This window comes from Labrenzia sp. 5N (genome assembly GCF_012395805.1).
GTDB lineage: Bacteria > Pseudomonadota > Alphaproteobacteria > Rhizobiales > Stappiaceae > Roseibium > Roseibium algicola.
The window spans coordinates 606,544-618,993 of record NZ_JAAZTM010000020.1 but is presented as its reverse complement, the minus strand read 5'-3'; the positions used below and the strand labels follow the sequence as shown (position 1 = coordinate 618,993).

Genomic DNA, 12,450 nt, shown 5'->3' with positions numbered 1-12,450 from the left:
AGAATATGGAAATCCTACGTGTAGAGGGCGTCAACAAGTCGTTCGGCGGTCTGAGAGCCCTCAACAATGTCAACTTCTCGGTGGAGCAGGGCACTGTTCACGCGATCATCGGGCCGAACGGAGCGGGTAAATCGACCTTCCTGAACTGCATGATCGGCCGGTTGATCCCGGATACCGGCACGGTGAAGTTCGGTGATATCTCGCTCACAGGCATGAAGCCCTACGAGATCAACCAGGTCGGCGTTTCTCGGGTGTTCCAGACCCCTGAAATTTTCGCAGAACTCACCCTGCTGGAAAACGTCATCATCCCCACCATGGCAAAGCGCGACGGACAGTTCTCACTGCGTCCGTTCAAGCGGCTCGATAGGGATGCGGAAATCCAGGACAAGGCACTTCACATGCTGGAGGACGTCGGCCTGGCGGAGAAAAAAGACGTTATTTCCGGTTCCCTGTCACGTGGTGACAAGCGCCGGCTCGAGCTGGCCATGTGCCTCTCGCAGGATCCGAAGCTGCTGCTTCTCGATGAACCGACCGCGGGCATGTCCCGCGCCGATACCAACAACACGATCGATCTTCTGAAACGGATTGCCGGACGCGGTATCACCAAGGTGGTTATCGAACATGACATGCATGTCGTGTTCTCGCTTGCCGACAAGGTCACCGTGCTCGCACAGGGAACGATCATCGCGGAAGGCAAGCCTGAAGAGATCAAGGGCGACCCGCGCGTACAGGAAGCTTATCTCGGAGGAGCGCATCTGTGACCCTACTTGACGATCAGTTCAGCGGCCGGTCCGCTCCCGGCGTCCCGCCGCGCAAATCTCAAGGCGGCGCCCCCGCATTTTTCTCTGCGTGGGACCTGCATGCCTATTACGGCGAAAGCTATATCGTTCAGGGTGTCAGTTTTGACATTCGTGAGGGCGAGATCCTTGCACTTCTGGGCCGCAATGGCGCAGGCAAGACATCGACGTTGCGTGCAATCGCCCGGATGGAGGATCCGCAGCTGAAACATGGCGAGGTGTGGCTCGATCACAAGCCGCTTCACACCATGAAGAGCTTTCAGGCAGCCCGCCAGGGCGTCGGCCTCGTTCCGGAAGACAGACGCATCATTCCGGGACTGACGGTTCAGGAGAACCTGGAGCTTTCGCAGATTGCCGAGCCGGTCGGATGGTCGATCGAGCGTATCTACGAGCATTTCCCGAGGTTGGCCGAACGACGGTCGCAGGACGCCATCACCATGTCCGGCGGCGAACAGCAGATGCTGGCTGTTGCACGTATCCTCGCGCGCGACATCAAACTGCTGTTGCTGGACGAGCCCTATGAAGGCCTCGCACCGGTGATCGTTCAGGAGATCGAGCGCATCCTCGAAGGCGTGAAGGATCTCGGCATCACGACCATCATTGTTGAACAGAACGCAATCGCGGCGCTTCACCTTGCCGACAGGGCGGTCATTCTGGACATGGGAGAGGTCGTGTTCGACGGATCTGCACAGGAAGTCCTCGACAATCCGCAGCTACGTCAGGAATACCTGGCGATCTGACCCTGCGGACATTTCAGAAGCTGAAGGCCGGTGCCAAGCGCCGGCCTTTTTTTGTCTGCCGGCATTGGTTGAAGGCGGCGGCGGCGGCCTATAGTCTGTCCAGACTGTTTTCATTTTTTATCGGGTTTCTTTGTGACCAGCCTCAAATCGGAATTGCCGAGCTTCACTGGATTTGCGGTCTTTGCCGCCTTCACCTTCGCGGGCGATGCCTTGAAACCGGAAACGATCGGGATTGTCCCGTCGCTGTTGCTACTGGCGGTCATATTCGTCACGGTTATGTGGTGCGCCTTTTCGGTCGTCCGGCACGCGGAATGCCTGGCAACCCTGCTTGGCGAACCCTTCGGTACCTTGATCCTGACACTGGCGGTCATCGGGATCGAAGTTGCGCTGATTGTTGCGATCATGCTGTCGGGCGACGCCATTCCGACGATGGCACGCAACACGATGTTCTCGGTCGTGATGATTGTCCTGAACGGGCTGGTTGGCCTGTGTCTTTTGGCAGGCGGTCTGCGCCACAAGAACCAGACCTATAATCTGCAAGGCGCGAATGCGTTCCTGTCGGTGCTTGTGCCTCTGGCAATCTTTGCACTCGTGTTGCCGCGCATCACCCACTCGGCTCCTGGCGGAGAGCTGTCTCCGCTACAGTCAGCGTTCGATGTCGTCATGTGCCTGCTGCTGTATGGCGTGTTTCTGGCGATCCAGACGGTAACGCACAGCGATATCTTTCGGCAGCCCGACGACGACGGCCATGATGAAGGGCATCATGGCGTGGTCGTCCGGTCGATGCCATTTCACATCATTGGCCTGTTCGGGGCACTTCTTCCGATCATCCTCCTGTCGAAGAAGCTCGCACTCTATGTGGAATTCGGTATCGAGGGGCTGGGAGCACCGCTGGCCTTGAGCGGGTTCATTGTTGCGGCACTTGTGCTGATGCCCGAGGGGCTCAGCGCTTTGCAGGCTGCACGTGATAACAAGCTTCAGCGCGCTGTAAATATCTGCCTTGGATCCGCGGTGGCGACCATTGGTCTGACAGTGCCAGCCGTTCTTCTCGTAAGTTGGGTGACAGGACTCAAGATTGAGCTCGGCCTGGAACCTGCCGACATCATCATGCTCGTGCTGACCCTGTTCATAAGCCTGTTGACGTTCGGCAGCAGGGCGACGAACTATCTCCAGGGCGCGGTTCATCTGGCACTGTTCGCCGCCTATGTAATGATGATCTTCGACTTGTCCTGAAAATTACGCTCTCCTGGAGTTTTTCGTCCGAGCAAATGCTTGGACTGCTCCGGGGAATATGATTTGTATCAATAAAGTTAACACTTAACAGATTGGCCCAACATGCTGCTTTTGACCGAAGACCAGACCCGCGATGCGTTGCCATATCCTGATCTGATAGACGCTTTGGCAAAGATGTTCCGGTCTGGCTGCGTGATGCCAACCCGCCACCATCATGACATGGAAATACCCGGTGAACCCGATGCGACTGTGCTGCTGATGCCGGCCTGGGTGCCGGGCGGATATGCGGGCGTAAAGGTGGTCAATGTGGTTCCGGGCAATTCGGAGCGCAATCTTCCCGCAATTTCTGCGCAATACCTTTTGTCGGATGCACGAACCGGAGAGATGCTCGCGCTTATCGACGGTGGCGAATTGACAGCCAGGCGCACCGCAGCGGCCTCCGCACTTGCGGCCAGCTACCTGGCTCGCTCCGACGCGCGGCATCTGCTGGTACTCGGCACCGGGCGCCTTGCTCCCAATCTGATCGCCGCGCATATGGCCGTTCGTTCCATTGACGAAGTCACCATCTGGGGGCGGTCCAGGGAAAAGACGGAAGAAGTCGTGAGCTCGCTTGCCGACCAGTTCCCGGTGAAACTGAAGTCAGCAACAAGTTTGAAGGAAGCGCTTGGGGAAGCGGATATCGTCAGTGCCGCAACTCTCTCTTCCGAACCCTTGATCAAGGGTGCCTTGTTGAAGCCGGGAACGCATGTGGATCTTGTGGGGGCCTTCAAGCCCAGCATGCGCGAGAGTGACGACGATCTTGTCAAGCGGGCAGAGATCTTCGTGGACACCCGCGATGGGTGCCTTTCCGAAGGTGGAGATATCGTTCAGCCGATCAAGGCCGGGGTATTGTCGCCAGGCGAAATCAAGGCTGACCTGTATGAGCTTTGTCGGGGTGACCATCCTGGCCGGCAGAGTGAAGAAGCCATCACCATGTTCAAGTCGGTGGGGGCAGCGCTGGAAGACCTTGCCGGCGCCATTCTTGCCTACCAGTCAGTCGAGCATTGATTGGAAACACACAGGGCGCGGGGCGGACTGCCGCCTCAGCCCAATTCGAATGTTGTGATGCCGTAGAGCTGGTCCAAAGGCAGATCGGGTGCCAGGCCGCGATACATGCGGAAGGTTTCAAATTCCGGTGACAGCTCGTATTTTTCCGCCATCAGCAATGCTGCCGCATTGGGTTCGGGCGTGTCGAGGATAATGGTCTGTCCTTTGACCTGACCGGCAAGTGTGCGGAACAAGGTATCGGCAATTTCCGGCTCATCCGCGAAAAGGGGCCCGATCTTGTAGCCTTCATGGCACTGGCGGATAATGCCGTAGCCCCTGACATGACCATCTTCGACAAAGGCAAAGCCGCGACGTGTTTCCAGCATGGGGGCGGCCCAGGTCTTCAGGAATTGCGTGCGTTCAGCCGGAAAGAAGCGTTGGTCATAATCACGTATGCCGGGAAAAAGGCCATGACCCAGTGGTGCAAGGCGCGGGTCCATGGGCGTATCGCACATTGAGATGCCGGCATGCCGGATGTTCCGGTAGACAGATTTGAACCCGTGCTGGGCATAACTCGCAGTCTGCTCATTTACCGCATCCAGACCGATGACCCGAGACCCCAGATATGCCATTGCATGGTCCCAGATCCGGTGGCCGTATCCCATGGTCCGGAATTCGGGCTTGCAGATATAGAGCCCGATGAAGCCGAATGTATCGCCGTAGCGGACTGCCGAAATAACGTTGATCAACTTTCCGTCTATTTCGCCGGCAAAATACCCGTTCGGATCGGCTGTGAAGAATGCTGGGCCGTCTTCAATCCCGGGGTTCCAACCTTCCTCCATCGCCAATTCGAGTGGAATGTGAATCTCACTTTCCTTCAGCTGGCGAATCCTGAACGCGTCTGTCATCTGACCTCCCGAGCATTTGCAGGCTTTTGCAGCAGCGTAGGATGACTCGAAATGAAAAGAAACACTTGCCTGAGGTGGCATTCCCTCGGCTTTGCCTGAACAGCTGACGGTTGCTGATGTCGTCTCCCTTGCGTCGGAACCACAAGTGTGCATCACTTTCCCTAAGGGTATTTGATCGACGGGGGCGCCGGACGCTTTGGAGCCGGAAGTGCCTCCGTGTGAGTTCCATCACAGACAGGCAGCAGCTCTAGCGCGATAGTTACACGCGGATTTAAGCGCTGAGGACGTTATGCAGAAACGGGATTATCGACCTCTTGCCACACGAGTTGGCAAATCTATGACCTCCACCAAGCCTGTTGGCCGGTTTAGGAAAGCTGTCAGGATGGGCCTTCTGAGCCTGCCGGTGGGGGCTGCTCTTGCATTGCCTTCCGCCCAGGCGATGGCACAGACCGAGGACGGGCGCAGGGTTGCGCTGGTCATCGGCAACCAGGAATACCAGTATGTGACCCCGCTGGAAAATCCCGTTACGGACACGACGGAAATCGCCAGGATCCTTCGGGAGGCCGATTTTGATGTGACGATCGGCACGGACCTCAACAAGAAGGATCTGGAGCAGGTCGTACGCCGGTTCCTGCGGGAACTGAATGACGGCGACACGGCGCTGTTCTACTATTCCGGTCATGCGCTTCAGGTTGGCGAATCCAATTTCATTCTTCCTGTCGACGCCAAACTGTCCTCTCAATACGACCTGGAATTCGAAAGCCTCAAGGTGTCCCATCTGCTGGACTACATGAAGGCCGCTTCCAGCCTGCAGATCGTCATGCTTGACGCCTGCCGGGACAACCCGTTCGAAATCGCAAGCCTGTTTTGGGGCGAGGAAGAATATTCGCTCGGAAAGACCAGAGGGCTGCGCCGGATTCCGAACAAGCTCGGCACATTCATCTCCTATGCCACGCGTCCTGGTCAGGTTGCCTACGACGGCAAGGGGCCGATGAGCCCGTTCACCTCTTCTGTGGTCGAAAATGCTCTTGATCCGGCGCTCGAGATCAAGGACCTGATGACCAAGGTTCGCGATGACGTGGTTCGCAAGACCGGCGGCCAGCAGATCCCATATGAGGATTCAACGCTCGTCACCAGCTTCTATTTCGTACCGCCCAAACCGGCTCCGATCGTGACTGCCCATCACAGGGTCAGTGTATCTGCATCGGCTGAATCCGTTCCGATCAGCATCCCCGAACCGGTTCAGCCGGAAGGTGGAACGCTGAAGGCGAAGCTCACCTTGCTACCCGAAAAAGGTACCTTGAAGCTGCCGGGAGGCCGGGCCGTTGCTGAGGGGGACGTGATAGATGCGGCAGAGCTTGCCAGTCTCGAGTTCTTTCCGGAAGGCTCGAAACCCGGCGACGTGGAACTGATCTCCTACGAAGTAGAGGACCAATGGGGTGGTTCTGCAGCCGCGATCGCCTCAATTACGGTCGCACAGGCCGAAGCGCCGGTGCAAAACGAGCAGGTGGAAGAAAACCGCGCGAAGCGGCTTGAAGCTCTCCTGTCATGGCTCGGCAACACGGCCTCGAAGGGAGCGGTAGAAGCTGATATCGGCACCGGCCCCGTAAACGTCTATCCGGATGCGCCTGTCGAGGATCTGCCGGCAACAAGCGATTGGTTGAAGGTTGTCTCTGTCGATACGGACCTGCAGCTTGCTTCCGATAACCGCTTGCTGCAGGCCGGCGACCGTTTTCCTGTTTCTGCTCTCGCGACGTTGACCGTCCGTCCGCAGATCGGCAGCGAAAGTGAAGCGCGGAAATTTGCTCTGGAATTGCCGGCTGTCGAAGGAACGCCTGCAAGAACCATCACGCAGATCGTTCAACCCCGTGTAACGCAATGCGATCGCCTGGCAACCCAGCCTTTCGATTTGCAGGCGGTTACGGAAGGACGGCTCGCCAACGATCTTGATGCGGCGGCTGTGGATACGGCCTGCGCCGAAGCTATGGCTGCCTACCCGGAGATCGGCCGGTTCGTCTTCCAGCGCGGTCGTGGAGCATTTGCCGCCGGTAACCTGCAACAGGCTGTCGGTTACTTTGAACAGGCCTACCAGATGGGACATGTTCGTGCCGGCCAGGTGCTGGGGCGCATGTATTTCCTGGGTGCCGGGATCGATCGTGACCGCGAGAAGGCTGTCGACCTATACCGCAAGGCTGCGGAGCGGGGCGACGCCTATGCTCTGCATTCGCTTGGTATGGCCGAGATCAAGGGTGAAGGCACGGCCCAGAACGAAAAGGACGGCCTGGACAAACTGCTGCAGTCGGTGGAGGCAGGCCACACGTTCTCGTTCAATGCCATTGGTGGCTTCTACCTGAATGGCCAGCATGTGGAAGAAAACATCGACCGCGCCGTTTATTACTACAATCGCTCGGCATCGCGGAACGACATTTATGGCTACCTGAACATGGGGACGCTGTACCGCGACGGCAAAGGTGTGCCGCAGGACTATGAAGCAGCACTTGGCTGGTTCATGAAAGCACATGAAGGCGGGCACCCCGCCGCAGGCACGGCCATCGGACTGCTTTACTACAATGGCCAGGGTGTTGAGAAAAACGCGGAAGAGGCAACTCGCTGGTTCCGTGAAAGTGCCCAGCGCGGAGATCCCTGGGGTGCATTCAACACCGCGTGGATGCTTGGCCAGCAAGATGGCGATGCCGCAGGCCAGGACCGTGTTCGGATGCTTGCCATGGCTGTGGCTGTAGAACCGTCTTCTCAGGCTGCCGAGCAGGCAAAGACCGCTCTCGGCGATGCGCGGAAAAACCTCAAGGCAAAGGTGTTGCAACAGACCCTGACCGATCTCGGTTTCGATCCAGGACCGGTTGACGGGCAGCCGGGACGGAAAACCCGTGAAGCCCTGGCCGACTTCTTTGAAGCCTCTGGACGGGCGCCTTCCGAAGGCGATGAGGCCCTGATTGCACTGGTAAAGCATCAGTGGGAACAGAACCGTCCCAGATATGATCTGTTTTAATCGCTGAGGGAGATATTCAGATGAAATCGTTCTTGTACTTATTGCCAGTCACAGGACTGCTGACGCTGATGGTGGCGGGATGCCAGACACAGCAAAATCCGGCTCCGCAAGCAGTCTCACCCCCACAAAGTGCAAAACCAGTAACACGGACAAAGACGACAACAAGCCCAACTTCTTCGCCTGTGTACGATCCCATCAATGATCCTAGTTTACGGGATCGGGATAATGGTGGAGGTGGAGGCGGCGGTGGCCCAAGTGGCGGCGGCGGCGGTAGCTGGGGCTAACCTCGCACAGAAAAGGTAACACCGATGAATGTTCCATTTGGCCTGGCGTCCGGACGATATATCTGGGCCAGAATGTGCGGCCTGTTTCTTATTGCAGTGAGCTTTGGCTCGACAGCGGAAGCCGGACAGTGGCGAGCACTCGTTGTGGGCGTCGACGCCTATCAGCACGTTTCTCCCTTGAAGGGGGCGGTCAATGATGCGCGAGACATCGCCGAAACACTGACAGCTGCCGGTGTTACCGACCTGACCACGCTATACGATGCCGATGCGTCGAGGCAGGCAATCCTTTCGTCGTGGCAGGATCTCATTTCCCGCGCGGACGCTGATGATGTTCTTGTTTTGTCCTATGCTGGGCATGGGGCACAGGAGCCCGAGTGGGTAAAGGGTTCGGAAGAAGACGGCATGGACGAAGTCTTCCTTCTGGCCGGTTTCGATATTGCGGCACCGGGTAATGGCGAGAGACTGCGAGACGATGACATCGCCGCAATGCTCCGGGCTGCTGGTGGGCGCAGTGTTCTGGTTCTGGCAGATAGCTGCCACTCGGGCACAATGACCCGATCCGTGGACCCACGTATCACACGTCTGGGGACGCGGCTGGTTGGTTTACCCCCGTTCGAAAACGACGCCCTTCGCTCTCAACCTCTTCCGCCCATGCTGGCCGGAAACGCGCAGCAGTCAGGCGACGTTCAGGACCTTCCCAACGTTATCTACGTAGGCGCTACTGTCGATGGACAGGTCATCCCGGAACTTTTGATTGCCGGTGAACCGCGCGGTGCCTTGAGCTGGGCCTTCGCGCGCGGTGTCGAGGGAAGGGCGGACCTGGATCGTGATGGCGGTATCTCCATGGAGGAGCTCAGCCTGTTTCTCAAGGAAACCGTACGGGTCGCAACGGAGGGGCGCCAGTCGCCCAGCCTGACCATGAGCGGTGACAGCCGCGCCGCTGTCCTGCCGCGTGTCAACGAGCAGATATTCGCACAGGAAAACGGCGTCTTGACCCTGTCTGCGAGCACCAATGCTGCCACACCGGTATTGCAGCAGCTGGCCGGCAAACAGGAAGGTCGCCTGAAGGTCGTTGAAGATGGGGCCGCGGATCTGTTCTGGGATGTGGAAGAAGGCGACGTCCTGACCAAATTTGGCGACGTGGTGCTGCGCGGCAAGGCGACCAACATCGACCGGTTTTCCGATGTTGTCACCAAATGGGGTTTTCTGACCGATCTTTATGCCTTGTCACGTGAGCGCCAGCCTATTGAAGGAACACTCCAGCCGTCAGTCGGGCATATCCCCGAAGGAGATGCGTTCAAGGTTGGTCTTAAATCGGACCAGGCAGGCAATATGGCCGTGTTTGCACTGGAAGCAGACGGCACGCTTCGTCTGCTTGCCCCCAACAAGAAGGCAGACCCGCTTGGCAAGGACACCACGGTTCAGGCAGCCAAGCCTTATGTGTTGAACTTGAGGGCTGCCCTGCCGTTCGGTGCGGACCATATCGTTATGGTACGGGCGGCCAAACCGATGCCTCAATTGGTCGGCGTATTGGCTGCACTCGATGGCAAACCTCTGAGCGCCGAGCTGACACCAAAATTGCTTGAGTTGATTGGCCAGTATGCAGATGCCGTGGGTATTGCCGGTGTCTACACGGAGCCCGCCGGCTGACACGCGAGGTCTCCTTCTATCTTGTTGCGCTTGAAAAGAATTTTTGTGACCATGGCCACACTCATTTCGCCATCCTCTGGTAATATCGAACCATAGTCAGCGCTGGGCTGCGTCGAAAAGGCCGGGCGTATTTGGAATGACCAGGGAATCAGGAGCCCTTCATGAAACGGATTTTGAAGCATGCCTGTTCAAGGCGAAGTTTGCAGGCCACGAGTGCTCTCGCGGGTCTGATGTTTGCGCTGTCAGCCGGATCTGCACTAGCGGATCCGATTGCGCTGGTGCTGGACAAGTCGGAAGGTGTTGATGTGTCCGCGTTTACCGAGCTAATGCCTGGTGACGTAGTCGATCTCGGCGCTACCGGGCATGTTGACCTGCTGGACTATTCCGCGTGTCAGGAAGTCAGGATTCAGGCCGGTGTGCTCAAGGTATCTTCCGAGGGATACACCGCAGAAGGTTCTGAACAGAAAGTTCTGAGAGCGGGAAACTGCTTGCAGGCAGACAGCGGAACCGACAGCGAAAAGGCTGACAAAGGTCTGACCGTCACGCTGCGTGGCCTTACACTGGAAAACAAGAAAGCTGCGTCATTGATGCTGCGGTTCGACAACAAGCTGCGCGATCAATACGACACGGTGTTTGTTTCCTTTGGGGGCGGTGAACCCAAGCGCTTCGATATGCTCGACAATATTCTGACCGATATGCCGAACCGTGAGCCGGAAGACGAGGCCGTAGAGGTTGAGCTGTTCCTGCAAGGCAAGGCGCCAGACTATGGTGTCGTCATGCGCACGATCACTATCGACCCGGTCCAGGTTGGACGGAAAACCGCTGTCGTCATCGTGAAATGATATTTGGCGGCCGGTTCGCGGACGCAGCCATTGGACGAAAACAGCTCATCTTGCTCATCGCACTCGTTGCGGTAGGGGCTGGGATCGCCATCGGTTTATCCGCTCAAAAGGCCATCTGGGAAGGGTGGGTGACAGACCGCCTGTTCCAGATCAAGGCCCTCATGGACAACAAGGAGCAGGCAGGTCCTGCACCTGTTGTCGTGGTCGGCCTTGATCAAAAAGCGCTTAACTCCGACCGGTTGGCACCAATACCGCGGGTTCTGATGACCCCGGTTCTGGCAGAGGCCGGACAAGCCATGTTGAATGCCGGCGCGGTGGCGCTGGGCTATGACTTTGTATTTGCCTATAGTGCGGACGGCTTTGTGGACCCCAGCACCGGCGAAGCCAGATTGAAAGGTTTTGACCTGGCATTTCAGCGGTTCCTCTATCAGAACCGCGGCAAGGTGTTCATTGCTCATACCGAAATAGGCGTACCTCAACGCATGTTTTCCGCTGCAGCCGGTGAGGGCGGTGTCAGGTCGGTTATCGTTTCAACTGACAGCGACGGTGTGGTGCGACGACACGAGCCGCATTCACCTCTCACAGCTTCGCCACATCTGATCGATGCGCTTTTGGGTATCGCAGATGTCGAGTTAGCTGAAACCTACATTCCGGTGCCATCCGCCCGCCTCGCAACGTCCGTTCCGTATCTTTCGCTTATCGACGTTCTGCAGCTTCTGGAAAGTGAAGAGGGCAGGCAGGAACTTGCCCGTTTTGCAGAAGGCCGCATCGTACTGTTCGGCGGGCTGTTGCCCTATGAAGACGAGCATCTTTTTTCTGACCGTTTCCTGCCTCATCTGCCAGAACAGCTGGCAGAAACGGGGCCAAGCGGGCGACCACGCGTACAGCCGCAAACCGCCGGTGTATTTGTACTGGCCGATTTCATCGGCTCGCCTATCGCCGGAAGGATCGTGACCGAGCCTCCCGCTGGTCTCGTCCCCGCATTTGCGGTCATCTTTGCCGTGGTTGGCGCGCTCGCAGGTCTGTCGCTTCCGCTGGTCGTCTTACCTGTTGTGGCTGTCGGCGGAGTGCTTTGCGGACTGGGCGTGAGCCTTGGCAGTATGGAGCTCGGTATGTTTCCTTCGCCAGGCGTTGCTCCGGTTGCCTTCGTCACCGCGACAATCATCGCGGCTGTCGGGAAGGTAGGCATCCTACAGCGCCGGCAGAGGTCTCTGGTGAGGCTCTTCGGTCACTACCTTGCCCCGGATGTCATCAAGCTGATGGCGAGTTCCGAACAATTGCCAGCGCTTGGTGGGGAAACCCGGCATGTCGTCGTGGCCTTCATCGATATCGTCGGCTTCACCAAGATGTCGGAAAAACTCGCCGATAAGGATGTGGTGCGCGTGGTCAATTCCTGTTTCGACAGCATCGGACAGGTGATCACCGCTCACCAAGGGTATATCGACAAGTATATCGGCGACGCGATCATGGCGGTGTGGAACGCACCCAATACGGTCGAGCATCCCGAAAAATCGGCTGTCGATGCCGCAACAGAAATTATAAATCTGCTAGACAGATTGCGCGAAATTACCGGACAACCACCGCTGGACCTGCGCATAGCCCTTAACGCCGGACCGGTTCTGGTGGGCGACATCGGTGGTGAACATCGCCGTTCCTTCACCGTCATGGGTACCACCGTCAACACGGCAAGCCGGGTCGAATCCGTTGCCAAGGACCACAAGGTTCGTCTCGCAGTCAGTCAATCGGTCGCCGAGAAACTGCCTTCGTCCTATCCGGTTGCTGAGATCTGGAAAGGACAATTGCGTGGTCTCAGTTCCGACATCACCGTTTACACTCTGGATCTACCCGAAATGTACATGGAGCCGGAAGAAAAACGGACGATCGCGCGGCAGGAACAGGACAGGAGCAGGCTGGTCACGTTTCCGCGCTCCTGACGAAGCGCTTTCAAACACAGCATTTTTTG

General features: G+C 57.6%; 9 protein-coding genes. 8 read left to right on the top strand and 1 reads right to left on the bottom strand.

The window, feature by feature from the left end; translation table 11 throughout:
* Nucleotides 1–5: 5 nt before the first annotated feature.
* The 4 genes from HEP89_RS23400 (at nt 6) to HEP89_RS23385 (ending at nt 3,817) form a co-directional block, all read left to right on the top strand.
* A complete protein-coding gene (locus HEP89_RS23400; protein WP_022999385.1) occupies nt 6–761 on the top strand; it encodes an ABC transporter ATP-binding protein in 756 nt (251 codons plus the stop codon).
* Nucleotides 758–1,537 carry an ABC transporter ATP-binding protein gene (locus HEP89_RS23395; protein ID WP_022999384.1) on the top strand — a complete coding sequence of 260 codons (780 nt, stop codon included), beginning with the start codon at nt 758–760 and terminating at the stop codon, nt 1,535–1,537. Before HEP89_RS23400 ends, HEP89_RS23395 begins: the two co-directional genes overlap by 4 nt.
* Before the next feature lie 132 nt (nt 1,538–1,669).
* Nucleotides 1,670–2,770 (top strand): calcium:proton antiporter, encoded by a 1,101-nt coding sequence (locus HEP89_RS23390; RefSeq protein ID WP_228148041.1) that lies wholly within the window; start codon nt 1,670–1,672, stop codon nt 2,768–2,770.
* A gap of 102 nt (nt 2,771–2,872) precedes the next feature.
* Entirely contained in the window at nt 2,873–3,817 is a 945-nt protein-coding gene (locus HEP89_RS23385) for an ornithine cyclodeaminase family protein (RefSeq protein ID WP_168693184.1), read from the top strand.
* A gap of 35 nt (nt 3,818–3,852) precedes the next feature.
* Here HEP89_RS23385 and HEP89_RS23380 read toward each other — a convergent pair whose 3' ends face one another.
* Nucleotides 3,853–4,704, bottom strand: a complete 852-nt coding sequence (locus HEP89_RS23380) for a GNAT family N-acetyltransferase (protein WP_022999381.1) — start codon at nt 4,702–4,704, stop codon at nt 3,853–3,855.
* Nucleotides 4,705–5,086: 382 nt separating this feature from the next.
* On the opposite strand from HEP89_RS23380, the gene HEP89_RS23375 reads away from it, so the two are divergent.
* The 4 genes from HEP89_RS23375 to HEP89_RS23360 all read left to right on the top strand — a co-directional run bounded on the left by HEP89_RS23375 (nt 5,087) and on the right by HEP89_RS23360 (nt 12,421).
* On the top strand, nt 5,087–7,711 hold the full coding sequence (locus HEP89_RS23375) for a caspase family protein (protein WP_168693183.1): 2,625 nt from the start codon (nt 5,087–5,089) through the stop codon (nt 7,709–7,711).
* Nucleotides 7,712–8,019: 308 nt separating this feature from the next.
* Nucleotides 8,020–9,645: a caspase family protein gene (locus HEP89_RS23370; RefSeq protein ID WP_168693182.1), complete on the top strand. Its 1,626-nt coding sequence runs from the start codon at nt 8,020–8,022 to the stop codon at nt 9,643–9,645.
* Between the two features lie 161 nt (nt 9,646–9,806).
* Nucleotides 9,807–10,487, top strand: coding sequence for a hypothetical protein (locus HEP89_RS23365; RefSeq protein ID WP_208984155.1), 681 nt, complete (start codon nt 9,807–9,809; stop codon nt 10,485–10,487).
* A complete protein-coding gene (locus tag HEP89_RS23360) occupies nt 10,484–12,421 on the top strand; it encodes an adenylate/guanylate cyclase domain-containing protein (RefSeq protein ID WP_168693181.1) in 1,938 nt (645 codons plus the stop codon). The genes HEP89_RS23365 and HEP89_RS23360 overlap by 4 nt, the downstream gene beginning before the upstream one ends.
* The last annotated feature ends 29 nt before the right edge of the window (nt 12,422–12,450 follow it).

What these genes read in the sequence shown, in the direction of transcription:
- HEP89_RS23360 (WP_168693181.1), top strand. Translation starts at nt 10,484, where the DNA reads ATGATATTTGGCGGCCGGTTCGCGGACGCAGCCATTGGACGAAAACAG.
- HEP89_RS23375 (WP_168693183.1), top strand. Translation starts at nt 5,087, where the DNA reads ATGGGCCTTCTGAGCCTGCCGGTGGGGGCTGCTCTTGCATTGCCTTCC.
- HEP89_RS23370 (WP_168693182.1), top strand. Translation starts at nt 8,020, where the DNA reads ATGAATGTTCCATTTGGCCTGGCGTCCGGACGATATATCTGGGCCAGA.
- HEP89_RS23385 (WP_168693184.1), top strand. Translation starts at nt 2,873, where the DNA reads ATGCTGCTTTTGACCGAAGACCAGACCCGCGATGCGTTGCCATATCCT.
- HEP89_RS23365 (WP_208984155.1), top strand. Translation starts at nt 9,807, where the DNA reads ATGAAACGGATTTTGAAGCATGCCTGTTCAAGGCGAAGTTTGCAGGCC.
- HEP89_RS23400 (WP_022999385.1), top strand. Translation starts at nt 6, where the DNA reads ATGGAAATCCTACGTGTAGAGGGCGTCAACAAGTCGTTCGGCGGTCTG.
- HEP89_RS23380 (WP_022999381.1), bottom strand. Translation starts at nt 4,704, where the DNA reads ATGACAGACGCGTTCAGGATTCGCCAGCTGAAGGAAAGTGAGATTCAC.